The organism is Halomonas ventosae (genome assembly GCF_004363555.1).
GTDB classification, from domain to species: domain Bacteria; phylum Pseudomonadota; class Gammaproteobacteria; order Pseudomonadales; family Halomonadaceae; genus Halomonas; species Halomonas ventosae.
This window is the reverse complement of sequence record NZ_SNZJ01000001.1, coordinates 288950-313049: the sequence shown is the minus strand read 5'-3', so window position 1 is coordinate 313049 and position 24100 is coordinate 288950. Positions and strand designations below refer to the sequence as shown.

Genomic DNA, 24100 nt, shown 5'->3' with positions numbered 1-24100 from the left:
ATGACGACGCCGCTTGCCTGTGTCCGTGAGCTCGCCCGGCGACTGGACGACCGCGCCACCGACCACGACGCGCTGCTGGAACGGGTCGGCGAGCGGCCCTTCGTGCTGCTCGGCGAGGCCTCCCACGGCACGGCCGAGTTCTATCGCCTGCGCGCGGCGATCAGCCGGCGGCTGATCGAGGAGAAGGGCTTCGAGGCGGTGCTGGTGGAGGCCGACTGGCCCGATGCCCTGCGCCTCGACCGCTACGTGCGTGGCGGGGGCGAGGATGCCCTGGACGGGGCCTTCGCGGACTTCCAGCGTTTCCCCCACTGGATGTGGTGCAACCATGAGGTGCGCGACTTCATCGCCTGGCTGCGCCGGCACAATGCCCGCCAGCCGCTGGCGACGAAGGTCGGCTTCCACGGCATGGACCTCTACAGCCTGCATCGCTCGGCCGAGGCGGTGATCGACTACCTGGCGCGGGTCGATCCCGAGCAGGCCGAGGTGGCCCGCCGGGGCTATGCCTGTCTCGACCATCGCGGCGACCCCTTCCACTACGGGCGCAACGTGGCCTTCGGCTTGAGCCCCTCCTGCGAGCGGACGGCCGTGGGCCTGCAGGTCCGGTTGAGGGAGCGGGCCCCTGACTACCTCGAGGCGGACGGTCGCCGCGCCGTCGACGCGCAGTTCTTCGCCGAGCAGAACGCCCGGGTGGTGGTCAATGCGGAGGCCTACTATCGGGCCATGTTCGGCGCCCGGGTCGATACCTGGAACCTGCGAGATAGGCACATGACCGAGACCCTCGCCGAACTGCATGACCACCTGCGCCGACAGGGGGGAGCCGGCAAGGTGGTGGTCTGGGCCCACAACTCGCACCTGGGGGACGCCCGTGCCACCGAGATGGGCTGGCGCCAGGGACAGCACAACGTCGGCCAGCTGGCGCGACAGCGCTTCGGCGACGAGCGGGTGGTGCTGGTGGGCTTCACCACCCATACCGGCCATGTCACGGCCGCCCGCGACTGGGATGGGCACGCCGAGCACCGCTGGGTGCGGCCTTCGCTTGAGGGCAGCATCGAGCGGCTCTTCCATCGGAGTGGTCTCGACCGCTTCTACCTGCCCCTCTCGCCGGCGCGGGCCGAGCCCCTCAAGGAAAGCCTTCTGGAGCGGGCGATTGGGGTGATCTACCGCCCCGAGACGGAGCGGGGCAGCCACTATTTCCATGCCTGCCTGGCCGAGCAGTTCGATGCCCTCTACCACCTAGACGAGTCCACGGCCGTCGAGCCGCTGGAACCGGGACCCGGCTGGCAGCGCGAGGCGATCCCCGACACCTATCCCTTCGGGGTCTGAGGCGCGCTGGCCGTTCGCGGCTCGGCGGGCAGCGATGGCTTCATCGGCGGGTACTCGTCGGCGGTGAGCGTCTCGCGCTCGAGCAGCAGGGCGGCGCCGGCCTCCAGGTCCTGGCGACGGGCGGCGAGGGTCGCCTGGGCCAGGGCATAGGCCTCGTCCACCAGCTCGCGCACCGCGAGGTCGATCTCCCGGGCGGTGGCCTCGGAGTAGTCATGCTGCTGGCTGATGCCGTAGACGTCGCCCAGGAAGGCCTGACGGTCCTTCTCGTAGACCACCTGGCCGGCCTCGTCCGCCATGCCGAAACGGGTCGCCATGTCGCGGGCGATCTCGGTGACCTTGGCCAGGTCGTCGGCGGCGCCGGTGGAGACCTCGTCAAAGATCAGCCGTTCGGCGGCGCGGCCGCCCATCAGCACCGCCATGCGGTATTTCAGGTCGCTGACGGTCTGCAGGAAGCGGTCCTCGGTGGGCCGCTGGATGGTGTAGCCCAGCGCGCCGACGCCGCGGGGGATGATCGAAACCTTGTGCACCGGGTCCATGCCCGGCAATGACGCGGCCACCAGGGCGTGGCCCATCTCGTGGTGGGCCACCACGGCCCGCTCGTGGTCGTTGAGCAGCCGGCTCTTCTTCTCGAGGCCGGCAACGATGCGCTCGATGGCGTTGGTGAAGTCCTCCATGGCCACCTCGTCGCTGTCCCGGCGGGTGGCCAGCAGGGCGGCCTCGTTGACCAGGTTGGCGAGGTCGGCTCCGGTGAAGCCGGGGGTCAGCGAGGCGATATGGTCCAGGTCCACGTCGGCGGCCAGCGAGCGGATCCGGCCGATATGCACCTCGAGGATCTGCCGGCGCCCCTTGCGCTCGGGACGGTCGACCAGTACCTGGCGGTCGAAGCGCCCGGCGCGCAGCAGGGCAGGGTCGAGGATCTCCGGCCGGTTGGTGGCGGCGAGCAGCACGATGCCCGTGGAGGGGTCGAAGCCGTCGAGCTCGGAGAGCAGCTGGTTGAGCGTCTGCTCCTTCTCGTCCTGGCCGCTCATGCCGCCCGGCCCCCGGGCCCGACCCAGGGCGTCCAGTTCGTCGATGAAGATGATGCAGGGTTTGGCCTTCCCGGCCTGCTCGAAGAGGTCGCGGACCCGCGCGGCGCCGACGCCGACGAACATCTCGACGAACTCCGAGCCGGAGATGGAGAAGAAGGGCACCCCGGCTTCCCCCGCCACGGCCCGGGCCAGCAGCGTCTTGCCGGTGCCCGGCGGGCCGACCAGCAGGATGCCCTTGGGGATATGGGCGCCGAGCCGGCCGTAGCGCTCGGGGTCGCGCAGGAAGGCCACCACCTCCTGAAGTTCGTTCTTGGCCTCGTCGACCCCGGCGACATCCTCGAAGGTGACCTTGGTGGAGGTCTCCACATAGACCTTGGCCTTGGACTTGCCGATGGACATCATGCCGCCGATCCCGCCACCGCCGGTCATCCGGCGGATCAGCAGCGACCAGATCGCGAACAGCAGCACCAGCGGCAGGAACCAGGAGAGCAGGATGGTCAGAAAAGGGCTCGCCGGGCGGCCGTTGAAGGTGACGTCGTGCTGTGCCAGGCGGTCGGCGAGGTCGGGTGGGACGCGGTTGGTGGTGAAGGCGGTGCGTCCGTCGGGCAGGGGGGCGGTGAAGGTGCCGGTGAGGCGGTCGTCGCCGACCTGCACCTCGGCGATCCGTCCCTCCTCCAGCAGCCGGGTGAATTCCGAGTAGGGAATGGGTTCGGTGGTCTGCCAGTCGCGATAGACGCTCTGGAAGGTCAGGAAGAGCATCACGGCGATGATCAGATAGGTCACGTTGAAACGGTGATTGGGTTCCATGCCGGGTCCTCGTCCCGTGGCCGCGGCGGAGATCGCGATGCCCGATGATGGCCTTCAGTGTAGGCGAGGCACGGCAGGCGGGATGACCCCGGGGCAACCCGGCCCTTGAACTCTTGCTTGGACCGCCGCATCTAGGAGGGAGTCGCATCGACACCATGGCACGAGAAGGAGATCCCATGAGCACCCCGACATTGCCCAATCCCGGCCTCGGGACCTTTCGCCTCAAGGGCGACACCCTGAAGCGGGTGATCCACGATGCCCTGGCGCTCGGGTTTCGTCACATCGACACCGCCCAGATGTACGACAACGAGCAGGACGTGGGCGCGGCCATCGCCGAGAGCGAGATGCCCCGGGAGGAAATCTTCCTCACCACCAAGGTGTGGCACGACCGCCTCGCGCCCGCGTCGCTCAAGGCCAGCGTCCGCGAGAGCCTGGAAAAGCTCGGCACCGACTACGTCGACCTGCTGCTGATCCACTGGCCCTCGCCGGACGATGCCGTGCCCATGGCCGATTACCTGACGGCCCTGCAAGAGGTGCAGCAGGCCGGCCAGGCACGCCACATCGGGGTTTCCAACTTCACCATCGCCCAGCTCGATCGGGCCCTGGAGATCCTCGGCCCGGAGGCGCTGCTGACCAACCAGGTCGAGGTGCACCCCTTCCTGCAGAACCACGAGGTGGTGGCGCACTGCCAGGCACGCGGCCTGACGGTGACCGGCTACATGCCGCTGGCCGTGGGCAAGGTGCTGGAAGACGACACCCTGAACGGCATCGCCGAGGCCCATGGCGTCACGCCGGCCCAGGTGGCCCTGGCCTGGACCCGGTCGCGGGGCGTGGTGTCCATCCCGTCGTCCACCCGTCGCGAGCACCTGGCGGGCAACCTGGCGGCCCTCGACCTTACCCTGGGCGAGGACGAACTCGAGGCGATCGCGGGCCTGGATCGCGGCGAGCGCATCGCCGACCCGGAATTCGCCCCGGCCTGGGACTGATCCCGGCCCTTCGAGAGGAGACGACATGGCTTCCACCGTACTGATTACCGGCGCCAACCGCGGCGTTGGGTTGGCGCTGGCGCGGCACTATCACCAGGCAGGCTGGCTGGTGATCGGCGTCTGCCGCCACGCCTCCCCCGAGCTCGCCGAGGTGGCCGGTCGGGTCCTCGACGGCATCGACGTCACCCGGGAGGCAGATGTCGCCCGCCTTGCCGAGGCGCTCGCCGACCAGCCGCTGGACCTGCTGATCAACAACGCGGGCATGCTCCAGGACGAGTCCCTGGGGGCGCTCGATTTCGATGCCATCCGGGCGCAGATGGAGATCAATGCCTATGCCCCGCTGCGGGTGACCGAGGCATTGTTGCCGTGCCTGGGCAAGGGCGCCAAGGTCGCCAACATCACCAGTCGCATGGGCTCCATCGCCGACAACGACTCCGGCGGCCGCTACGGCTATCGCGCCTCCAAGGCGGCGCTGAACGCCTTCGGCAAGTCGCTGGCGGTGGACCTGGCCCCCCGAGGCATCGCCGTGGCCCAGCTGCACCCGGGCTACGTGCAGACGCGCATGGTCGACTTCGGCGGCCTGATCACCCCGGAGGAGGCGGCCGCGGGCATCGCCGAGCGCATCGCGGCGCTCTCCTTGGCGACCAGCGGCGGCTTCTGGCACAGCAACGGCGAGTCACTGCCCTGGTAGACCGGTCTCTGGTGGGAAGAGGGCGGTCGATGGGCAGGCGTTCAGCAAGCGGTGCGATCGCCCATGGCACCTGCTTCCTTGCCTGCCATGGTCGGCTAGACTGCGGTGATGGACACCTTATGCCGGCGTTGCCGGCGGGCGGGCTGGCTGCTTTGCACCATGCTGCTGGCCGTTCCCCTTCCTGTATCGTCGGCGCCTGACCTCCCGGACGCCAGGCAAGCGCTTTCCCTTGAGCCCCTGGTCAGGGAGTTGAGTGCCTGGCTGGACGAGCGGACGGACTACCGGGAACCGCCGATACCGGGGATCCTGTTCGAGAGCCAGGCCCGGCTTCAGCAGCGCTGCTTTCCCGACTTCCCGCAGCGACTGAGCACCCTGATCAAGGGCGCCTACGCGCCTGCCGAGAAGATCATCTATCTCGATACCGAATTCGAGAGTGACGATCTCGTCGACAGGAGTTATCTGCTTCACGAGCTGGTCCACCATTTCCAGGTCCACAACCGGGCCGATACCGGTGTCCGGTCCCGCGGCATCCTCGAGGGGGAAGCCTACCGTCTGCAGCTACGCTGGCTAAGTGAAGCGGGGGTCTCGGACCCCCTGGTGACGCTGGGGATCGATGAAAAGACCCTGCTCATCATCGAACGTTGTCCCCGATAGGGGGGGGAGCACTGAACCGTGCCTGCGGTTAGTGCGGGGTGCAGAGCCACCGGCTGTCGCGGTATAATGGCGGGCTTTCGAGATCCCATTCGAGTCCTGACCAGGCACCGCATTGATGTCAAACCCCACCCTGGCCCGTGAAGTCGGGCTTCGACGCACCTTTGCGATCATCTCGCACCCCGACGCCGGCAAGACCACCATCACCGAGAAGATGCTGCTGTTCGGCAACGCCATCCAGATGGCCGGTTCGGTGAAGAGCAAGCGCAACGACCGCCACGCCACCTCCGACTGGATGAAGATGGAGCAGGAGCGCGGCATCTCGGTGACTACCTCGGTGATGCAGTTCCCCTACGGCGGGCGCATCGTCAACCTGCTCGACACGCCGGGCCACGAGGACTTCTCCGAGGACACCTACCGCACCCTGACCGCGGTGGACTCGGCGCTGATGGTGATCGACGGCGCCAAGGGCGTCGAGGCGCGGACCATCAAGCTGATGGAGGTGTGTCGCCTGCGCACCACGCCGATCCTCACCTTCATCAACAAGATGGACCGCGATGTCCGCGACCCCGTGGAGGTGATGGACGAGGTCGAAGAGGTGCTGAACATCCAGTGCGCGCCCATGACCTGGCCGATCGGCATGGGCCGTCACTTCAAGGGCGTCTATCACCTCTACAACGACGTGATCCACCTCTACACCCAGGGGCAGGGCAGCCAGATCCCCGATGACCGGCGCATCGAGGGGCTCGACAACCCCCAGGTGGACGCGGTGCTCGGCGAGGAGCAGGCCGAGGAGCTGCGCATGGAGGTGGAACTGGTGCGTGGCGCCTCCCACGAGTTCGACCATGCGGCCTACCTGCGGGGCGAGCTGTCGCCGGTCTACTTCGGGACCGCCATGGGCAACTTCGGGGTGCGCGAGATGTTGGATGGCTTCGTCGAGTATGCCCCGCCGCCCCAGCCGCGCGAGACCGACACCCGCACCGTCGAGCCGGATGACGAGCGCCTCACCGGTTTCGTCTTCAAGATCCAGGCCAACATGGATCCCAACCACCGCGACCGCATCGCCTTCCTGCGCGTCTGCTCGGGCAAGTACGAGAAGAACATGAAGATGCGCCACGTGCGCATCGGCAAGGACGTCAAGATCGCGGACGCCCTGACCTTCATGGCCTCGGACCGCTCCCAGGTGGAGGAGGCCTGGCCGGGCGACATCATCGGCCTGCACAACCACGGCACCATCCAGATCGGCGACACCTTCACCCAGGGCGAGGACATGCGCTTCACCGGCATCCCGCACTTCGCCCCGGAGCTCTTCAAGCGCGTGCGCCTCAAGGATCCGCTGAAGATGAAGGCGCTGCAGAAGGGCCTGCAGCAGCTCTCCGAGGAGGGCGCCACCCAGGTGTTCATGCCGCTCGACAACAACGACCTGATCCTCGGCGCCGTGGGCACCCTGCAGTTCGACGTGGTCGCCCACCGCCTCAAGGAGGAGTACAAGGTCGAGGCGGTCTATGAGGGCGTGAACGTCAACACCGCCCGCTGGGTCTACAGCGACGATGCCAAGAAGCTCGAGGAGTTCAGGCGCAAGGCCAGCACCAACCTGGCCATCGACGGCGGCGGCTACCTGACCTATATCGCCCCCACGCGCGTGAACCTGCAGATGACCCAGGAGCGCTGGCCGGAGATCCGCTTCCAGCCTACTCGGGAGCATTGAAGCTTTGGCTGCATGTCGCCGGATCGCTCGTGGCTGATCCGGCGGCGGGCCCTTCGAGGAGGCGCTGTGAACCCCTCCCTGGGCGCTACCGATGCCATCCCTGGCATAGGACCTCCTCTTCGGCCCGCCCCCGGCGCCCCTCGCTTCGAGCGTTTAGCAAGGCTGGTGTGCTTTCCTTGCCCCTCGCTCCTTTCGCCTTGTAGCTTCTAGTCATGCTGATCGACGCCCACTGCCATCTGGACTTCCCCGACTTCGATGCCGACCGCGAGGCGGTGGTCGAGCGTGCCAGGGCAGTGGGCGTGGCACGTTTCGTGGTGCCGGGCACCATCCGGGCCCGCTGGCCCAATGTGCTGGCGCTGGGGGAACGGGACGACGTCAGCGTCTGCCTGGGGCTTCACCCATATTTCATGGATCAGCACCGCGAGGGGGACCTGGCGGCGCTGGAGGCGGCACTGGACGAGCATCCTGACGTGGTGGCGCCCAGGCTCGTGGGAATCGGCGAGTGCGGTATCGATGCCCGCTTCGCCGAGACCCTGGATGCCCAGTGGCGGCTCTTCGATGCCCAGCTACGCCTGGCCAAGGCGCGGGAGCTGCCAGTGGTGATCCACTGTGTGCGGGCCAACGACCAGGTGGCCAAGCGCCTTCGCCAGCTGGCGCTCCCCGCCGGGGGACTGATCCATGCCTTCGCCGGTTCCCCGGAGCAGGCCAGCAAGTTCCTCGACCTGGGGTTCGTCGTCGGCCTGGGCGGCGCGGTGACCTTCGATCGGGCGAAACGCCTGCAGCGGGCGGTGGAGAGCCTGCCCGACGATGGCTATGTGCTGGAGACCGACAGTCCCGACATGCCGCTGGCGGGCCACCGAGGCGAGCGCAACGAGCCGGCACGCGTCGCCGAGGTCTGCCGGGTGGTGGCCAGGCTGCGAGGTCAGGATACCAACAGGGTAGCGACGGACAGCACCGACACTGCCCGCCGCCTGTTCAACTGCTGACTATGTCCCTTCCGCCAGGCTCTCCGGGTCGAGACGCTCGACGGAGTAGGGTAGCTTGAGCAGCTTGAGCTTCTGGCCGGCGCAGCGCAGTGGCAGGGCGGGTTCCCGGGTGCTCATCACCGCCAGCACCTCGGCCTCGCCATAGGCGTCCAGTTCGGCGCAGAGCACCTCGCCGAGGCGCCGGTCCTCGGCGTCCTCGATGGCGCTGCCGGCCTCCGGCAGCAGGCCGCCATCGAGCTGGGCACGCACCAGCCGCTTCTTGACCTGGCCGCGGAAGTGCGCGCGGGCGACCACCTCCTGGCCGGTATAGCACCCCTTCTTGAAGCTGATGCCGCCGAGTGCCTCCCAGTTGAGCATCTGTGGCAGGTAGGTGTCGCGCTGGTCGGCCTCGAGCCAGGCCAGGCCCGACTGGATGTCATGCAGCCGCCACACGGCGTTGTCAACCGGCGTGGCGTGCGCCTTCAGCCAGTTCCAGGCCTCCTCGGCCTGATCGGCAGGCAGGCAGGCCAGCAGGCGTGGCCGCGGCCCGGGATGGGCCAGCAGCTGTATCTGCTCATCGCCGGCCTGGTGCCAGGGACGGGGTGGCAGGAGGTCGAAGCGCACCTCGGCCAGCGCCGCGGCCTCGTGGCCGATCAGCCCCAGCAGGGCCAGGTCGTCGCGTTCGCGCAGTTCGACCTTGTAGAAGGGGGCGAACTTCTTCAGGTGCTCGGCCAGCGAGGCGACCAGGCTGGCGTGCATCAGCAGGCGGTAGTGGGCCGGGGCGACGCGCAGCAGCTGGGCATTGGCCAGCATCCGCCCCTTGGGCGTGCAGAAGCAGGTCAGCGGGGCGAGGTCGCCGTCGGCCAGCGAGACCTGGGCACTGGTCTGGCCCTGCAGGAAGGTCTCGGCATCGGGGCCCTCGACGTCCAGCACCCCCAGATGGGCGAGGGGCGTCATCACGCTGGCATCCAGGGCCAGCCGGGGTGCATCGGGGGTGTCGAAGGTCACCCGGTACTCGGCCTCCTGCCGACCGCCGGTGGCAGCGATCCAATCCATCATCTCCGGGCTCCTCTAGGTTCGGCGTCTGGCATGGTCATGTCCATTAGGTGCGGGCGAGGCGGCGGCATTGCAAGCGCTGCCCGGCGCTCGGGTGGCATGCTAGACTCGGGCCTTCCCTCATATTCATGCCGCGTCAGGAGCCGCCCATGGCCCATCAGTCATTGAACTTCCAGGGCGTCGAGAACGCCGACCAGGTCAATCGCATCACCACCGCCCTGATGATGCTGGACGGCGTCGACAGTGTCGAGGTCGGCCGCCACGGGGCCGAGGTGGAGGGGCGCGCCAGGCGTGAGGTGCTGATCGAGGCGGTGCAATCTCTCAATCTGGGTATCGAGGTCAAGTGATGAAGAAGACCATTGAAGTCGTCAGCGAGCGCAACCATATCTATCGCCAGCGGGTCGAACTGGACGGTTTCGACGACCTCTTCGTCGACGTGCCCGAGGCCTATGGCGGCGAAGGGAGTGCCCCGGATCCCCATGACTACTTCGACCTCTCGCTCGGCGCCTGCAAGGCGATCACCTCGCAGATGTACGCCCGGCGCAAGAAGTGGCCGCTGTCGGGCATCAGCGTCACGGTCAACCGCGACGACAGCCAGGAGCGCCACGGGACCTACCGGCTCGACGTGGTCATGACCTTCCATGGCATCGAGGATCCCGAGCAGCGGGCGCGCCTGGAGGAGATCAGCCACAAGTGCCCGATCCACCGGCTGATGACCACGTCCACCGTGGAGGTGACCACCCGCAGCGTCGAGAGCACCGCCGAGGCCTGAGCCCCGGCCCGGACTCTTCCACTCCGGGCGCCGGCCAGGCGCCCACCCCGTCACTGGAGCCACCATGAGCAAGCCCTTCCGTCTGCAGTCCAAGTTCCAGCCTGCCGGCGACCAGCCTACCGCCATCCGGGAACTGGTCAGCGGGCTGGAGTCGGGGCTGGCGCACCAGACGCTGCTCGGCGTGACCGGCTCCGGCAAGACCTTCACCATGGCCAACGTGGTCGAGAACCTGCAGCGTCCGACCATCGTCATGGCGCCCAACAAGACCCTGGCGGCGCAGCTCTACGGCGAGTTCAAGGCGTTCTTTCCGGACAACGCCGTGGAGTACTTCGTCTCCTACTACGACTACTACCAGCCCGAGGCGTACGTGCCCTCGTCGGACACCTTCATCGAGAAGGATGCCTCGATCAACGACCATATCGAGCAGATGCGCCTCTCGGCCACCAAGGCGCTGCTGGAGCGACGCGACGCCATCATCGTGGTCTCGGTGTCGGCGATCTATGGCCTGGGGGATCCCGACCAGTACCTGAAGATGCGCCTGCACTTCACCCGCGGAGAGCTGATCGACCAGCGCAAGTTCCTGCGTCGCCTGGCGGAGCTGCAGTACACGCGCAACGACATGGACTTCAAGCGTGGGACCTATCGGGTGCGCGGCGATGTCATCGACATCTTCCCGGCCGATGCCGAGGACGAGGCGGTCCGCGTCGAGCTCTTCGATGACGAGATCGACACCATCAGCCTCTTCGACCCGCTCACCGGCGAGGTGCGGGGCCGGGTGCCGCGCATGACCATCTACCCCAAGTCACACTACGTCACGCCCCGGGAGACCATCCTCGGCGCCATCGACGCGATCAAGGCAGAGCTGGTGGAGCGGCTGGACTGGCTGCGCAAGCACGACAAGCTGGTCGAGGCCCAGCGCCTGGAGCAGCGCACCCTCTATGACATCGAGATGATGCTCGAGCTTGGCTACTGCAACGGCATCGAGAACTACTCGCGCTACCTCTCCGGGCGCAACCCCGGCGAGCCGCCGCCGACCTTCTTCGACTACCTGCCCAGTGATGCCCTGCTGTTCATCGACGAGAGCCACGTCAGCGTTCCCCAGGTGGGGGGCATGTACAAGGGCGACCGCTCGCGCAAGGAGACGCTGGTGGAGTACGGTTTCCGGCTGCCCTCGGCGCTGGACAACCGGCCGATGAAGTTCGAGGAGTGGGAGCGCATCTGCCCGCAGACCATCTTCGTCTCGGCCACGCCCGGGCCCTACGAGGCCGAGCATGCCGGCCAGGTAGTGGAGCAGGTGGTGCGCCCGACCGGCCTGCTGGACCCCGAGATCGAGGTGCGCCCGGCCTCCACCCAGGTGGACGACCTGCTCTCGGAGATCCGCCTGCGCAGCGAGGTCGGCGAGCGGGTGCTGGTCACCACCCTGACCAAGCGCATGGCCGAGGACCTCACCGAGTACCTGGATGAGCACGACGTGCGGGTACGTTACCTGCACTCGGACATCGACACCGTGGAGCGGGTGGAGATCATCCGGGACCTGCGCCTGGGCAAGTTCGATGTCCTGGTGGGGATCAACCTGCTGCGCGAGGGGCTCGACATTCCCGAGGTGTCGCTGGTGGCGATCCTCGATGCCGACAAGGAGGGCTTCCTGCGCAACGAGCGCTCGCTGATCCAGACCATGGGCCGGGCGGCGCGCAACGCCCACGGCAAGGCGATCCTCTACGGCGACCGGATCACCGACTCCATGCGCCGCGCCATGGACGAGACCCAGCGTCGTCGCGACAAGCAGATCGCCCACAATAAGGCCCACGGCATCACGCCGACCACGGTGACGCGCTCGGTGGCCGACATCATGGAGGCCGCCCAGGCCCCGGGGAAGAAGAAGGGGCGCAAGGGCGAGCGCAAGGTGGCCGAGCGCGAGGCCCTCTACGACCCCGCGGAGCTGTCACCGAGCGAGCTGCTCAAGGAGATCTCGCGAACCGAGGACGGGATGCACGAGGCGGCGCAGAACCTGGAGTTCGAGGAAGCCGCCCGGCTGCGCGACCGCTTGCACGAGCTCAAGGAGCGCCAGCTGCTCCTGGGCTCCGCCTGACGGGCGCCCGCCATGCCCGAAGGCCCCGAGATCCGTCGAGCCGCCGACCGCGTGCATCACCAGCTCGCCGGCCGGCGGCTCGACGACGCCTGGTTCGCCTTTCCCGATCTGGCCGGCCAGGCACCCACGCTGATCGGGCGGCGGGTCACGGCGGTCGACAGTTGGGGCAAGGCGCTGCTGACACGCTTCGACGATGGTCGCGTGCTCTATTCTCACAACCAGCTCTACGGCGTCTGGAAGCTGCACGCCGCCGACCGCGAGCCGGACACCGGCCGCTCGCTGCGTGTCCGCCTGGTGGCTCAGGGCAGGGCGGCGAGCCTCTACAGCGCCTCGGACGTCTCGCTGTGGGAGGCGGACAGGCTCGGTGACCACCCCTTCCTGTCGCGGCTCGGCCCCGACCTGCTGACCCACGGCGTGTCGGTGGAGCAGGCCGTGCAGCGGCTTCTCGAACCGCATTTCCGGCGTCGCGGGCTGGGCGGCCTGCTGCTCGACCAGTCGCTGTTCGCCGGCATCGGCAACTATCTGCGCGCCGAGATCCTGTTCTTCGCCGGACTGCACTTCAAGGTCCGTCCGGCGGACCTGGAGGAGGGCACCCTGGCGCGCCTGGCGGCGTGCATCCTGGCCGTGACACGCCAGGCCTACGACCAGGCCGGGGTGACCAATCGGGCCGACTGGGCCGCCGCCGACCGTGCCCGGGGCGCCAGTCGACGCCACTGGCGCTTCGCCGTGTTCGAGCGCGAGGGCCTGCCGTGCCATGGCTGCGGCACGGCCATCGAGCGGGTGATGGTGGCCTCCCGGCGGCTCTATTTCTGTCCACGCTGCCAGCCTGCTGGCTGATCGGCGGGACAGATTTATACCGTTATCTATCCTGTAGCTCACTTACATCCGCTCAGACCTTCGGCCACACCAATGTCGACAGCCAAGGGGGTGGGGTATAATGCCCGCCGTTCAAGCCCCGCCGAAACGCCCTTCGAGCGCCGCCGGCGCGGGCATGCCGATAACGCCAAGGAGTCCCTTGCCCATGACCGTGATTCGCCAGGACGACCTGATCCAGAGCGTCGCCGATGCCCTGCAGTACATCTCCTACTACCACCCCAAGGACTTCATCGAGGCCATGGCGGCGGCCTATGAGCGTGAGGAGAACCCGGCGGCCAAGGACGCCATCGCCCAGATCCTGATCAACTCGCGGATGTGCGCCTTCGGCAAGCGGCCGATCTGTCAGGACACCGGCATCGTCACGGTCTTCGTGCACGTGGGCATGAACGTGCGCTTCGAGGCCGACATGAGCCTCGACGACATGATCAACGAGGGCGTGCGGCGCGCCTACCAGCTGCCCGACAACGTGCTGCGCGCCTCGGTGCTGGCCGACCCGGACGGCGCTCGCAAGAACACCGGCGACAACACCCCGGCGGTCATCCACCACAAGCTGGTGCCCGGCGACACCGTCGAGGTGCATGTGGCGGCCAAGGGGGGCGGCAGCGAGGCGAAGTCGAAGTTCGCCATGCTCAATCCCTCCGACAGCGTGGTCGACTGGGTCATGGAACAGTTGCCCAAGATGGGCGCCGGCTGGTGCCCGCCGGGCATGCTCGGCATCGGCATCGGCGGCACCGCCGAGAAGGCCATGGAGATCGCCAAGGAGGCGCTGCTCGACCCCATCGACATCCAGGAGCTCCAGGCCCGCGGCCCCGCCAATCGTGCCGAGGAGCTTCGCCTGGAGCTGTTCGACAGGGTCAACCGGAGCGGCATCGGCGCCCAGGGCCTCGGCGGCCTGACCACGGTGCTCGACATCAAGGTCAAGGAGTTCCCGACCCACGCCGCCAACAAGCCGGTGGCGATCATTCCCAACTGCGCCGCCACCCGCCATGCCCATTTCACCCTCGACGGCTCCGGTCCCGCGGCACTGCCGGTGCCGAAGCTCGAGGACTGGCCGGAGATCACCCGCGAGGCCGGCGACAACGTCAAGCGCGTCGACCTCGACAGCGTGAGCCCGGACGAGGTGCGGACCTGGCAGCCCGGCGACACCCTGCTGCTCAACGGCAAGCTGCTCACCGGTCGCGATGCCGCCCACAAGCGCATGGTCGACATGATCGCCAAGGGCGAGCCGCTCCCCGTGGACCTCAAGGGGCGCTTCATCTACTACGTGGGCCCGGTGGATCCGGTGCGCGACGAGGTGGTGGGCCCGGCCGGCCCGACCACGGCGACGCGCATGGACAAGTTCACCCGCACCATGCTGGAGGAGACCGGCCTGCTGGGCATGGTCGGCAAGGCCGAGCGGGGCGAGGCGGCCATCGAGGCGATCCGCGACAACCGGGCGGTCTACCTGATGGCCGTGGGCGGTTCCGCCTACCTGGTCGCCCAGGCGATCAAGAAGGCCCGTGTGGTGGGCTTCGAGGACCTGGGCATGGAAGCCATCTACGAGTTCGAGGTGGAGGACATGCCGGTGACCGTGGCCGTGGACAGCCAGGGTACCTCGGTCCACCAGACCGGCCCCGCCAAGTGGAAGGAGATCATCGCCGAGCGCGCCTGATCCTCGCTGACGACGACGGCCCCGCCAACTGGTGGGGCCGTCCGCGTTGGGGGTATGCTGCAGGTGAGTGCTTTCCGGACGGCACTGCCGTCCTCCCACGGAACGGGGATCCGACCATGACTTCCTGGCTGATCGGCCTGGCGATCTTCCTGACCTACCTGCTGGGCTTCGTCTCGGCGGTACTGGCCCTGATGTCCAGCCGCACCTCCCAGGGCGCCATCGCCTGGATCATCTCGCTGATCACCATGCCCTACGTGGCGGTGCCGGCCTACTGGATCTTCGGCCGGCCGCGCTTCTATGGCTATGTCTCGGCCCGCGGCGAGCGCGATACCGTGCTGCGCCGCCTGCTGGAACGCTACCGCGACCGCTTCGATCCCTACCTGCCCGAGCCTGGTGATGCGGACATTCGTGCCGTGGAGCAGCTGGCGATGATGCCGCTGACGCGCGGCAACCGGGCGGCGCTGCTGATCGACGGCGAGGCGACCTTCGACAGCCTCTTCGCCGGGATCGAGGCGGCCGAGGAGTACATCCTCATCCAGTTCTTCATCGTCCGCGACGATGCCCTGGGCGTCGAGCTCAAGCATCGCCTGCAGCGGGCCGCCGAGCGCGATGTGCGCATCTACTTCCTCTATGACGAGATCGGCAGCCGCGGGCTCGGTGACCGCTTCCTCCGCGACCTCGCCGAGGCCGGCGTGGAGGTCAGCGCCTTCCGCTCCTCCCGCGGTCTCAAGCATCGCTTCCAGCTCAACTTCCGCAACCATCGCAAGGTGCTGGTGGTCGACGGTCGGGAAGGGTGGCTGGGAGGCTTCAACGTCGGCACCGAATACCTCGGCCAGCACCCGCGCCATGGCCACTGGCGCGACACCCACCTCAAGCTCACCGGCCCCAGCGTGCTGGGCCTGCAGGAGGCCTTCTGGGAGGACTGGCACTGGGCCACCGGCGAGATGATCTCGCTGACCTGGACGCCCCGGCCGAGCGAGGAGGCCAACCAGAACGTGGTGATCGTGCCCTCCGGGCCGGCGGACCCTCAGGAGACGGCGAGCCTGCTGGTGCAGCACGCGATCCACAGTGCCCACGAGCGCTTCTGGGTCACCAGCCCCTACTTCGTGCCCGACCAGGGAGTGCAGGATGCCCTGCGACTGGCGGCGATGCGCGGGGTGGACGTGCGCATCATGATGCCGGAACGCCCCGACCACCTGCTGGTCTTCCTCTCGGCCTTCTCCTTCCTGCCCGACATGCTGCGTGCCGGGGTCAGGGTCTACCGTTACCAGCCGGGGTTCCTGCACCAGAAGGTGATGCTGATCGACGATGTCGCCGCCAGTGTCGGCACCGTCAACCTGGACAACCGCTCCTTCCGCCTCAACTTCGAGATCACCGCCGTGGTGCCCGACCGGCAGTTCGCCGCCGAGGTGCGCCTGATGCTCGAGCATGACTTCACCGACTGCCGTCGCGTGGCCCTCGAGGAGCTGACGCGTCGTCCCCTGTGGCGCAAGCTGGTGTCACGGGCGGCCTACCTGCTCTCGCCGATCCAGTGAGGCGGCTTGGGTCCCGGCCGCCGCTGGGGTACATTAGCGGGCTTCGAAGGCTCCCTGGCGGGAGTCGTCCACGCAGACATCCTGGGGAGTCCTGGTGAACCTCGAGACCAAGTGGCTGGAAGACTTCGTCGCCCTGGCCAGCACGCGCAGCTTTTCCGCCTCGGCCCGGCAGCGGCATGTCACCCAGCCGGCCTTCAGCCGGCGCATCCGCTCCCTGGAGCAGGCGGTCGGCGTGACCCTGGTCGACCGCTCGACCACCCCGGTGGACCTGACCCCCGAAGGGCAGCTGTTCCTGGTCACCGCCCGCAACATCGTCGAGCAGCTCAACGAGAGCCTCGGCCACCTGCGCGGCCTGGCCATGGCCAACGAGGCGCTGGACATCGTCGCCGCCCACTCCCTGGCGCTGAGCTTCTACCCCCAGTGGATCTCCCGCCTGCAGCAGGGGCTCGGCGAGCTGCCGACCCGCCTGGTGGCGATGAACGTGGGCGATGCCATCCATGTGCTGCGCGAGGGCAATTGCGACCTGATGCTGGCCTACTACGATCCCTACGCCAGCATGCAGCTCGATGCCGAGGTCTTTCCTTCCTTCTCCATCGGCCAGGTCAAGATGCTGCCGGTCTGCCTGCCCGACGAGCAGGGCCGGCCACGCTTCCCGCTGGAAGGCCAGGAGTCGATTCCCTACCTGGCCTACACTCAGGGCGCCTTCCTGGGGCGAAGCGTGCGCATGCTGCTCAAGAACGACCCCCTGCGCATGCGCCTGAGAACCGTCTACGAGACGGCCATGGCCGAGGGGCTCAAGGGCATGGTGATGCAGGGCATGGGCATGGCCTGGATCCCCGACTTCTGCATCCGCCAGGAACTCAAGGAAGGGCGCCTGGTGCGCGCCGGGGGCGAGCAGTGGGACGTGCCGCTGGAGATCCGCCTCTACCGCTGCTCGCTGGTGCACAAGCCGGGGGTCGAGAAGCTGTGGCGGCAGATGATGAAGCTGCCCCGCGATTTCCTCCAGGCCTGAAAAAGGTGTGATTTCCTGCTGCGCTCGATATGTCAGCCACCGGCGCTGCTCACGATCCTCATGTAGCAGGCTACACTCCGGTCGTTGCGCTGCGGCGGTGGCTGACCTACTCTTCGCTCGCTTCGGAAATCCCGGCCTTTTTAGATGGCAACTCAGGCTCGCCGACGCCTGTTCAGGGCCCGCCGAAATCGGCGGGCAGTCCCAGGAAGTCCTGGATGATGAAGAAGTGGTCCTCGAACAGCCCCTCGGGGTCGAGGTCGGCGAGGGGGACCCAGCGGGCATGGTCACCGCCGCGCACCGGCTTGAGCTGGGGCAGCTGCTGCTCGGGACGCAGGGCGAAGTAGAAGGCCTCGGCCAGGGTGCGGCCCCGCCAGCTGCGATGGGGTTCGTCGAACAGCCGCTGGCCGCGCAGCGAGCCCTTGAGCACGGCCTCGGGCACCTTGAGGCGGACCCGCTCGCGCAACTCCCTCAAGCAGGCGTCCATCAGCCGTTCATGGGGGCTGATGAAGCCGCCGGGCAGGGCGTAGAGCCCCTTGCCGGGCGCGGCCGTGCGCCTGACCAGCAGCACGTGGCCGGACTGCACCACCACGGCATTCACGGTGACGAAGATCGGCGGGTAGGGCGCCTGGGACCAGGCCTGGCGGTACTGGTCCAGCAGGTGCTGCTCCTCGACCAGCTGGCCGTAGGGCACCTCCTCCAGGAAGTCGCGTATCCGTGCCACCACCCCGGGGGGCAGGTCATGCGCGGCGTGGGTGCTGAGGTAGTCCTCCGCCGAGGAGGCGGAACGGAACAGCCGCTCGCGGATGCGGCTGGCCGAGATGCCCTCCACCAGGGGCACGCTGACCGATTCCCACTGCGGGAAGAGGGCGAGGTAGTAGCTGGACTGGCCCCGACTGGCCCCGATCAGGCCGATGCGCGGCAGCCGGGCGCGCTCGGGTGAGGCGATGTCGCGCACCTTGCGCTGGACGTCGCGCACCCAGACGTCGTTGTTGTAGAGCGCATCCAGCAGCGGCACGACCTCGAGCCGGGCATTCTCCTCCTCCTCGAAGGCGCTGCGCAGCATGCGCAGGCGCTCCTCGTAGCGCCAGGGGTTGCGCAGCGAGCGGGCCTGCCAGGCGGACCCCACCAGCACGATGACCTGGCGGGCGTGGCGCAGCGCCTCGCGGATCACCGCCAGGTGCCCCAGGTGGGGAGGCTGGAAGCGGCCGATGAACACCAGGCAATCGAAATCGGGCGGGCTGTCGTCGTCCTGTCGTGCGGTCATGGGGGCTCCTGGCAGGGAGGGGCTTGGAGGGGCGGCGCCCATTATGGTCAGCCCCGTGGGCCGCTGCAATCGGGGCGCCCTCGGCGCATCGGCTGTATTCGCGTATGCTGAAGCAAACGTCAGGGACGCGGGGAACGGGATGATCAAGGCGAGCGTGACGACCCTCAGGGAGGCGGGACTGTTCTGGGCGAGGGTGGTGCAGGGGGCCGTGAAGCTGTGGCTGGAGCGCAATGCCTTCAGCTATGCCGGCTCGCTGGCCTTCTATACGCTCTTCTCCCTGGCGCCCACCATGATCATCGCCGTCACGGTGATCGGCGTGGTGCTCGGCGAGGAGGCCGCCCATGGGCAGATCGTCGCCCAGCTGCAGGGCACCATGGGGCATGACGCCGCCGCCGCCATCGAGCAGGCGGTGGCCCAGTCGCGCATCGAGGAGTCCGGCCTGCTGCCGACCCTGCTCGGGGTGGGGGCCCTGCTGGTCGGTGCCACCACCGTCTTCGCCCAGATGCAGTTCTCGCTGAATACCCTCTGGGGCGTGACGGCGCGGCCCAGCAGCAACAGCGCGCTCAAGTTCCTCAAGAACCGCCTGCTGTCGCTGACGGTGGTGCTCGCCATCGGCTTCATCCTGCTGGTGTCGCTGGTGCTCGGGGTGGTGGTTCGGGCCATGCTGCAGGCCGCCGACGACCTGCTGCCCTTCATCGGGTTGCTGACCACCGGGGCCGAGTTCCTGGTCTCGCTCATGGTGATCGCCGCGCTCTTCGCCACCATATTCAAGGTGTTGCCGGATGTGGTGCTGCGCTGGCAGGACGTGCTGGTGGGCGCGGTGGTCACCGCCGTGCTGTTCGCCATCGGCCGCTCGGCCATCGCCGTCTACCTGGCCTACACGGCCACGGCCTCGACCTACGGCGCGGCCGGGTCGGTGGTGATGATCCTGCTGTGGGTCTACTACAGCTCGCTGATCCTGCTGTTCGGCGCCGCCTTCACCAAGTGCCACCTGCTGGCGTCGGGCAAGGCGGTGGTGCCGCGCAATTCCGCGGTGCTGGTGCGTCACGAACTGCTGGAGGAGTGAGGGAGTAGCCGTTCGCCGCAGCTCGGGACGGAGGCCGGCGATAGCCGGCCTCCGGGATGGCATCATGCCGCGTCGGGCGCCTCAGCCGGCGGGGCGGAAGCGCTCCCGGGCCAGGGCGTCGGCCACGCTGGCGGGACTCCGGCCCTCGCGATCGGCGCGGGCGAAGATCTCGTCCAGGGTGGCCCCGATCCCCTCGATATGCGCCATGACGGCCTCGCGACGGTAGTCCTCACGACGCTGCCAGGCGATCTCGATCACCCCGCCCGCGTTGGCCACGTAGTCCGGGGTGTAGAGGATGCCGCGGGCCATCAGGCGCTCGGCGATCGCCGGAGCGGCCAGCTGGTTGTTGGCGGCACCGCAGACCACCCTGGCCTTCAGGCGGTCGACCACCGCTTCCGAGAGGGCGGCGCCCAGGGCGCAGGGCGCGAAGACGTCGACCTCGGCATCGGCGATCGCGGCCGGCGCCACGGCCTCGGCACCGAGCTCCTCGGCGAGGTGGGCCAGGGCCGCGGCATCGACGTCGGTCAGCACCAGCCGGGCGCCGGCGGCATGGATGTGGCGTGCCAGGTGGGCGCCGACGTTGCCGACCCCCTGCACCGCCACCCGCACGCCGGCGAGGTCGTCGCGGCCCAGGCCGTGGCGCACGGCGCTCTTCAGGGCGCAGTACACCCCCCAGGCCGTGAAGGGCGAGGGGTCGCCCGAGGCAGCACCGTGGCGGGGCAGGCCGCCGACGTTCTCGGTGACCTCGGCGATGCGCCGCATGTCGGCCTCGCTGCTGCCGGAGTCCTCGGCGGTGATGTAGGCACCGCCCAGGTCGTCGACCAGCCGGCCCATGGCGCGCAGCAGCCCCGGGGTCTTGTCGCGGCGCGGGTCGGCGATGATCACCGCCTTGCCGCCGCCGAGCGGCAGGTCGGCCAGCGCCGACTTGTAGGTCATGCCGCGGGAGAGGCGCAGCACGTCGGTGAGTGCCTCGGCGTCGCTGTCATAGGGGAAGATGCGCAGGCCGCCCAGGGCCGGGCCGCGGGTGGTGTCGTGGATGGCGATGATGGCGCGCAGGCCGCTCGCCTCGTCGCTGCCGAAGACGATCTGCTGGTGGTGGTCGAACTCGGGGTGGTCGAAGACCGGCATGGTGGAACTCCCTCGTGAGGATGATCATTGTGGTTGTGTCGGCCCGGGTAGGGCGAATCCTCGGCCGCGGAGGGCTTGTGGCCGTGTGGCGTCCGGAGATAGTGACAAGACTAGGGCATCGTCCCCGGGACGGGAAGGGCCGGGGGCTGGTCGCCTGCCTGGCGCGGCTGGTAGAAAGGGGCAGGTGATCGATCGTGACCGAGAGAGGAGGTGGCCATGGACAAGTGCTGCGCCAGGGCGCTGGTGACGGGCAAGGTGCAGGGGGTCTGGTATCGCCGGGCGACCCAGGAGCAGGCCCTCAGGGCCGGGATCACCGGCCATGCGACCAACCTGCCGGACGGGCGGGTCGAGGTGCTGATGTGCGGCGAGCGCGAGGCGGTCAAGCGGCTCGCCGAGTGGCTGTGGAAGGGGCCCGACGGTGCCCGCGTCACCCACGTGGAGTTCGAGGTGATCGAGACCCACGCGCCGGACGAGTTCCACGTCGGCTAGCGAACGGGCGGGACCGGCAGGGCCCGCCCGGAGCGCGTGCCCTGCCGGCGCCGTTCAGCCATCAGGCCAGGGTATCGGCGATCCAGTCGCTGACGGCCTCGCCGTCGACGCCCAGGCAGACCTCCACCAGCGGCGTGCGGGACCAGCGCGCCTCGATGAAGCCGCGCCCCTCGGGGGCGAAGATCGTCTGGCCCTCGGCGTCACCGGACGTCGCCACGGTCAGATGGCCGCGGCCCGTGGTGAAGAGCTCCGGGCGCAGTAGCCAGGCCAGGGCGCAGCTGTCGTGGGGACAGCAGCCATCGATGCCCAGGAACTCCCGGTAGAAGTCCCGGTAGAAGCCGTAGCTGCCCGCCAGCACCTTGCCGAGTGCGCCCTGGCCGGCCTCGATGCGCGCCATGTGCTCGCCGGTGAGCACGCAGCGGTGGGTGACGTCCAGTCCCACCAGGGTCAGCGGCCAGCCGGCCGTGAGGACCCTCGCGGCGGCGTCCGGGTCGTTGAACATGTTGGCCTCGGCCACCGGGGTGACGTTGCCGCCCTCGCGGATCGAGCCGCCCATGATCACCACCCGCTTGACCTTCCCGATGATCGTCGGGTCGAGCTGCAGGGCCGCGGCCAGGTTGCCCACCGGACCCACCGCCACCAGGGTGACCTCGCCGGGCCGGGCATTCAGGGTGTCGACGATGAACTGTGCTGCGCTGCGCGGGTCGGCCTTTCCCTTCACCAGCGGCAGCTCGATGTCGCCCAGGCCGTTGGCGCCATGGATATGGGCGGGCGGCGGATGGCGCGCCTTGACCAGCGGTGCCGCGGCGCCCTGGGCCACGGGAACCTCTCGCCCGGCAAGCTCGGCGAGCAGCAGGGCATTGTGGGTGGCGGTCTCCACGTCCACGTTGCCGTAGGTGGTGGTCAGCCCCAGCAGGTCGAGCTCGGGATGGCGCAGGGCGATGGCGATGGCCTGGGCGTCATCGACGCCGGGGTCGGTGTCGAAGATGATCGGATGGCTCACGGTGCCTCCTCGTCGTGGCGGTGGGGTGCGGGCGGGCCGTCGCGCAGGGCGCGTTCGACCGCCGTCGCCTCGGGAATGCTCTCGGCGGCGCCGGCGACCTGCACCCCCAGGGCGGCGGCGGTGGCGGCCCGCATCAGGCAGTCGGTCACCGGCCGTCCCTGCTGCAGGGCGGCCAGAAAGTAGCCGATGAAGGTGTCACCGGCCGCGGTGGTGTCCCGCGCGGTGACCGGCAGGGCCGGCTGGAAGTGGCGCTCGTCGCCGGACTGGTACCAGGCACCCTCGCCGCCCAGAGTCAGCACCGTCTCGCAGCCGGGCAGGCGGCGAGCGAGGCCGTCCAGCAAGGCCTCGGGCGGGGAGGTCTCATCCAGGCCGGCGAGCCAGGCGGCCTCGCCGCGGTTGACGAACAGCAGCCGGCAGTGGGCCAGGGGCAGCTCGAGCACCGCATCGCTCATCGGTGCGGGATTGAAGGCGATGTTCAGGCCCGCCTCGGCGGCGCGCTCCATCACCCGGGGCAGGGCATTGCACTCGTTCTGGGCCAGCAGCCAGTCCCCGGGGGAGGCCGTGGCGAAGTGCGCGTCGAGGTCCTGCTCCGTGGTGCCATGGTTGGCGCCCGGGAAGAGGATGATGGCGTTCTCGCCACGGTCGTCCACCTGGATGATGGCGTGGCCGCTGGGCTCGTCGACCAGGGCGATCGCCTCCACCTCCACTCCGGCACGGCCCAGCAGCTCGCGGGCCCAGGCATCCTGGTGACCCAGGCGCCCCCAGTGGCGGACCCGCCCGCCGGCACGCGCCATGGCCAGCGACTGGTTGGCTCCCTTGCCCCCCAGCCCGACCCGGTAGTCGCGGCTGGCGAGGGTCTCGCCGGGGCGCACCAGGTGGGGGACACGGTAGAAGTGGTCGAGGTTGATGGAACCGTAGTTGTGCAGCATGGCAGCCTCCTCGCTCAGCCTTCCTGCCAGCCGCGCAGGTTGTCGGCGGTGAGGGCCACGATGCGCTGGCGGGCCTCGGGGGTGATCCAGGCGTTGTGGGGCGTGACGATCAGGTTGAGCGGCTCGTCCAGGGCGTCGAGCAGCGGGTGCCCGTCGCGCGGCGGCTCCTCCGGCAGCACGTCGACGCCGAGCCCGCCCAGGCGGCCCCGGCGCAGGGCCTCGAGGGCCGCCTGCTCGTCGATGATCCCGCCCCGGGCGCAGTTGACCAGCAGGGCGTCGGGCTTGAGGCTGGCGAGCAGGGCCTCGTCGACCAGGTGGCGAGTGGCCTCGGTGAGGGGGCAGTGCAGGCTGATCACGTCCGCCTCGGGCGCCAGTTCGCGAAGTCCGGGGCGGCTGTCATGGGCCTCGTTGCCGGGGCGCGCGGCGAAGTCGACGTGCATGCCGAAGGCCTGGGCCAGGCGCGCCACCTTCGAGCCCAGCTCGCCCTGGCCGACGATCACCAGCCGCTTGCCTTCCAGCTGCAGGGTCGTGTGGCCCATCAGGCAGAAGAAGGGGCTCTGGTTCCAGCGTCCCTCCGCCACGTCGCGCTGGTAGAGGGGCAGCCGGGTGGCCAGGGCCAGCATCAGCATCAGGGTGTGCTGGGCCACGCTGGCCGTGCCGTAGGCGGTCACGTTCTTCACGGCGATGCCCAGGCGCTTGGCCGCGGCCATGTCGATGTTGTTGGTGCCGGTGGCGAGCACGCAGATCAGCCGCAGCGCGGGCAGGGCATCGAGGGTCTGGGCATCGAGCACCACCTTGTTGACGATGGCCACCTCGGCGCCGGCGAGCCGTTCGGCGGCCTGGTCGCGCGTGCTCTGGTCATGCACGTCCAGGGTGTCGAGATGCTGGCGAATCGGGGCCAGGTCGATGTCGGGACCCAGGCTGGCGGCGTCGAGGATGACGGCTTTCATGCATTTTTCCTTGTCGATGCAGGCGAGTCGGGCAACGGGCCGTGGCAGGGGTGGGCCTTGCCCGGCGCGACAGGCTATAATAGCCGGCTTTCGAGGCAGGCTTGGAATCTCCGCGGGCCGG

22 protein-coding genes are annotated in these 24100 nt (G+C 68.9%); 15 read left to right on the top strand and 7 right to left on the bottom strand.

From position 1 onward, the window contains the following. A complete protein-coding gene (locus DFP85_RS01520) occupies nt 1–1323 on the top strand; it encodes an erythromycin esterase family protein (protein WP_133634252.1) in 1323 nt (440 codons plus the stop codon). Here the strand turns inward: DFP85_RS01520 and ftsH are convergent. Further along, nucleotides 1305–3158 carry an ATP-dependent zinc metalloprotease FtsH gene (ftsH, locus tag DFP85_RS01515; RefSeq protein ID WP_133634250.1) on the bottom strand — a complete coding sequence of 618 codons (1854 nt, stop codon included), beginning with the start codon at nt 3156–3158 and terminating at the stop codon, nt 1305–1307. The two genes, DFP85_RS01520 and ftsH, sit on opposite strands and share 19 nt — an antisense overlap. A gap of 176 nt (nt 3159–3334) precedes the next feature. On the opposite strand from ftsH, the gene dkgB reads away from it, so the two are divergent. The 5 genes from dkgB (at nt 3335) to DFP85_RS01490 (ending at nt 8180) form a co-directional block, all read left to right on the top strand. Beyond that, entirely contained in the window at nt 3335–4144 is an 810-nt protein-coding gene (gene dkgB, locus DFP85_RS01510; protein WP_133634248.1) for a 2,5-didehydrogluconate reductase DkgB, read from the top strand. A gap of 25 nt (nt 4145–4169) precedes the next feature. Then, a complete protein-coding gene (locus DFP85_RS01505; protein ID WP_133634246.1) occupies nt 4170–4835 on the top strand; it encodes an SDR family oxidoreductase in 666 nt (221 codons plus the stop codon). 108 nt (nt 4836–4943) lie between these two features. After that, the gene (locus DFP85_RS01500; RefSeq protein ID WP_341776961.1) at nt 4944–5489 is read left to right on the top strand and encodes a DUF6647 family protein; all 546 of its coding nucleotides are present in this window, start codon (nt 4944–4946) and stop codon (nt 5487–5489) included. A 115-nt stretch (nt 5490–5604) separates the two neighbouring features. After that, entirely contained in the window at nt 5605–7194 is a 1590-nt protein-coding gene (locus tag DFP85_RS01495; protein WP_133634242.1) for a peptide chain release factor 3, read from the top strand. Nucleotides 7195–7406: 212 nt separating this feature from the next. Beyond that, complete coding sequence (locus tag DFP85_RS01490; RefSeq protein ID WP_133634240.1) at nt 7407–8180, top strand: TatD family hydrolase; 774 nt, start codon at nt 7407–7409, stop codon at nt 8178–8180. Here the strand turns inward: DFP85_RS01490 and ygfZ are convergent, their stop codons facing one another. Further along, a complete protein-coding gene (ygfZ, locus tag DFP85_RS01485; protein WP_133634238.1) occupies nt 8181–9218 on the bottom strand; it encodes a CAF17-like 4Fe-4S cluster assembly/insertion protein YgfZ in 1038 nt (345 codons plus the stop codon). It abuts the gene before it with no gap. Between the two features lie 146 nt (nt 9219–9364). On the opposite strand from ygfZ, the gene DFP85_RS01480 reads away from it, so the two are divergent. The 7 genes from DFP85_RS01480 (at nt 9365) to DFP85_RS01450 (ending at nt 17150) form a co-directional block, all read left to right on the top strand. Next, on the top strand, nt 9365–9562 hold the full coding sequence (locus tag DFP85_RS01480) for a hypothetical protein (protein WP_133634236.1): 198 nt from the start codon (nt 9365–9367) through the stop codon (nt 9560–9562). Then, on the top strand, nt 9562–9987 hold the full coding sequence (locus tag DFP85_RS01475) for an OsmC family protein (RefSeq protein WP_133634234.1): 426 nt from the start codon (nt 9562–9564) through the stop codon (nt 9985–9987). Before DFP85_RS01480 ends, DFP85_RS01475 begins: the two co-directional genes overlap by 1 nt. 64 nt (nt 9988–10051) lie before the next feature. Then, nucleotides 10052–12076, top strand: a complete 2025-nt coding sequence (gene uvrB, locus DFP85_RS01470; protein ID WP_133634232.1) for an excinuclease ABC subunit UvrB — start codon at nt 10052–10054, stop codon at nt 12074–12076. 12 nt (nt 12077–12088) lie between these two features. Then, nucleotides 12089–12913 carry an endonuclease VIII gene (nei, locus tag DFP85_RS01465; RefSeq protein WP_133634230.1) on the top strand — a complete coding sequence of 275 codons (825 nt, stop codon included), beginning with the start codon at nt 12089–12091 and terminating at the stop codon, nt 12911–12913. A 184-nt stretch (nt 12914–13097) separates the two neighbouring features. Continuing rightward, the gene (locus DFP85_RS01460; protein ID WP_133634228.1) at nt 13098–14603 is read left to right on the top strand and encodes a fumarate hydratase; all 1506 of its coding nucleotides are present in this window, start codon (nt 13098–13100) and stop codon (nt 14601–14603) included. Between the two features lie 116 nt (nt 14604–14719). Then, entirely contained in the window at nt 14720–16138 is a 1419-nt protein-coding gene (cls, locus tag DFP85_RS01455) for a cardiolipin synthase (RefSeq protein WP_133634226.1), read from the top strand. A gap of 94 nt (nt 16139–16232) precedes the next feature. After that, on the top strand, nt 16233–17150 hold the full coding sequence (locus DFP85_RS01450; RefSeq protein WP_106230924.1) for a LysR substrate-binding domain-containing protein: 918 nt from the start codon (nt 16233–16235) through the stop codon (nt 17148–17150). Between the two features lie 172 nt (nt 17151–17322). On the opposite strand, the gene DFP85_RS01445 is transcribed toward DFP85_RS01450, so the two are convergent. Continuing rightward, nucleotides 17323–18414 (bottom strand): bifunctional nicotinamide-nucleotide adenylyltransferase/Nudix hydroxylase, encoded by a 1092-nt coding sequence (locus DFP85_RS01445; RefSeq protein ID WP_133634224.1) that lies wholly within the window; start codon nt 18412–18414, stop codon nt 17323–17325. A 139-nt stretch (nt 18415–18553) separates the two neighbouring features. On the opposite strand from DFP85_RS01445, the gene DFP85_RS01440 reads away from it, so the two are divergent. Then, complete coding sequence (locus DFP85_RS01440) at nt 18554–19480, top strand: YihY/virulence factor BrkB family protein (protein WP_133634222.1); 927 nt, start codon at nt 18554–18556, stop codon at nt 19478–19480. Between the two features lie 81 nt (nt 19481–19561). Here the strand turns inward: DFP85_RS01440 and DFP85_RS01435 are convergent, their stop codons facing one another. Next, on the bottom strand, nt 19562–20608 hold the full coding sequence (locus DFP85_RS01435) for a Glu/Leu/Phe/Val family dehydrogenase (protein ID WP_133634220.1): 1047 nt from the start codon (nt 20606–20608) through the stop codon (nt 19562–19564). Between the two features lie 216 nt (nt 20609–20824). Here DFP85_RS01435 and DFP85_RS01430 point away from each other — a divergent pair, with 216 nt between their 5' ends. After that, nucleotides 20825–21097 (top strand): acylphosphatase, encoded by a 273-nt coding sequence (locus tag DFP85_RS01430; protein WP_133634218.1) that lies wholly within the window; start codon nt 20825–20827, stop codon nt 21095–21097. Nucleotides 21098–21158: 61 nt separating this feature from the next. Here DFP85_RS01430 and DFP85_RS01425 read toward each other — a convergent pair whose 3' ends face one another. The 3 genes from DFP85_RS01425 to DFP85_RS01415 are packed head-to-tail and all read right to left on the bottom strand — an operon-like array spanning nt 21159 to nt 23979. Continuing rightward, nucleotides 21159–22100 carry a nucleoside hydrolase gene (locus DFP85_RS01425; protein ID WP_133634216.1) on the bottom strand — a complete coding sequence of 314 codons (942 nt, stop codon included), beginning with the start codon at nt 22098–22100 and terminating at the stop codon, nt 21159–21161. Further along, nucleotides 22097–23029, bottom strand: coding sequence for a ribokinase (locus DFP85_RS01420; RefSeq protein WP_133634214.1), 933 nt, complete (start codon nt 23027–23029; stop codon nt 22097–22099). Before DFP85_RS01420 ends, DFP85_RS01425 begins: the two co-directional genes overlap by 4 nt. A 14-nt stretch (nt 23030–23043) precedes the next feature. Then, nucleotides 23044–23979 carry a D-2-hydroxyacid dehydrogenase gene (locus tag DFP85_RS01415; protein WP_133634212.1) on the bottom strand — a complete coding sequence of 312 codons (936 nt, stop codon included), beginning with the start codon at nt 23977–23979 and terminating at the stop codon, nt 23044–23046. Between the last annotated feature and the right edge of the window lie 121 nt (nt 23980–24100).

Bases quoted from the DNA above. Each gene is read 5' to 3' on its own strand.
- DFP85_RS01490 (WP_133634240.1), top strand. From the start codon at position 7,407: ATGCTGATCGACGCCCACTGCCATCTGGACTTCCCCGACTTCGATGCC.
- DFP85_RS01505 (WP_133634246.1), top strand. From the start codon at position 4,170: ATGGCTTCCACCGTACTGATTACCGGCGCCAACCGCGGCGTTGGGTTG.
- cls (WP_133634226.1), top strand. From the start codon at position 14,720: ATGACTTCCTGGCTGATCGGCCTGGCGATCTTCCTGACCTACCTGCTG.
- DFP85_RS01475 (WP_133634234.1), top strand. From the start codon at position 9,562: ATGAAGAAGACCATTGAAGTCGTCAGCGAGCGCAACCATATCTATCGC.
- DFP85_RS01460 (WP_133634228.1), top strand. From the start codon at position 13,098: ATGACCGTGATTCGCCAGGACGACCTGATCCAGAGCGTCGCCGATGCC.
- DFP85_RS01480 (WP_133634236.1), top strand. From the start codon at position 9,365: ATGGCCCATCAGTCATTGAACTTCCAGGGCGTCGAGAACGCCGACCAG.
- DFP85_RS01500 (WP_341776961.1), top strand. From the start codon at position 4,944: ATGGACACCTTATGCCGGCGTTGCCGGCGGGCGGGCTGGCTGCTTTGC.
- DFP85_RS01445 (WP_133634224.1), bottom strand. From the start codon at position 18,414: ATGACCGCACGACAGGACGACGACAGCCCGCCCGATTTCGATTGCCTG.
- DFP85_RS01420 (WP_133634214.1), bottom strand. From the start codon at position 23,029: ATGCTGCACAACTACGGTTCCATCAACCTCGACCACTTCTACCGTGTC.
- uvrB (WP_133634232.1), top strand. From the start codon at position 10,052: ATGAGCAAGCCCTTCCGTCTGCAGTCCAAGTTCCAGCCTGCCGGCGAC.
- DFP85_RS01430 (WP_133634218.1), top strand. From the start codon at position 20,825: ATGGACAAGTGCTGCGCCAGGGCGCTGGTGACGGGCAAGGTGCAGGGG.
- DFP85_RS01495 (WP_133634242.1), top strand. From the start codon at position 5,605: ATGTCAAACCCCACCCTGGCCCGTGAAGTCGGGCTTCGACGCACCTTT.
- ftsH (WP_133634250.1), bottom strand. From the start codon at position 3,158: ATGGAACCCAATCACCGTTTCAACGTGACCTATCTGATCATCGCCGTG.
- DFP85_RS01440 (WP_133634222.1), top strand. From the start codon at position 18,554: ATGATCAAGGCGAGCGTGACGACCCTCAGGGAGGCGGGACTGTTCTGG.
- DFP85_RS01415 (WP_133634212.1), bottom strand. From the start codon at position 23,979: ATGAAAGCCGTCATCCTCGACGCCGCCAGCCTGGGTCCCGACATCGAC.
- nei (WP_133634230.1), top strand. From the start codon at position 12,089: ATGCCCGAAGGCCCCGAGATCCGTCGAGCCGCCGACCGCGTGCATCAC.
- dkgB (WP_133634248.1), top strand. From the start codon at position 3,335: ATGAGCACCCCGACATTGCCCAATCCCGGCCTCGGGACCTTTCGCCTC.
- DFP85_RS01435 (WP_133634220.1), bottom strand. From the start codon at position 20,608: ATGCCGGTCTTCGACCACCCCGAGTTCGACCACCACCAGCAGATCGTC.
- ygfZ (WP_133634238.1), bottom strand. From the start codon at position 9,218: ATGATGGATTGGATCGCTGCCACCGGCGGTCGGCAGGAGGCCGAGTAC.
- DFP85_RS01520 (WP_133634252.1), top strand. From the start codon at position 1: ATGACGACGCCGCTTGCCTGTGTCCGTGAGCTCGCCCGGCGACTGGAC.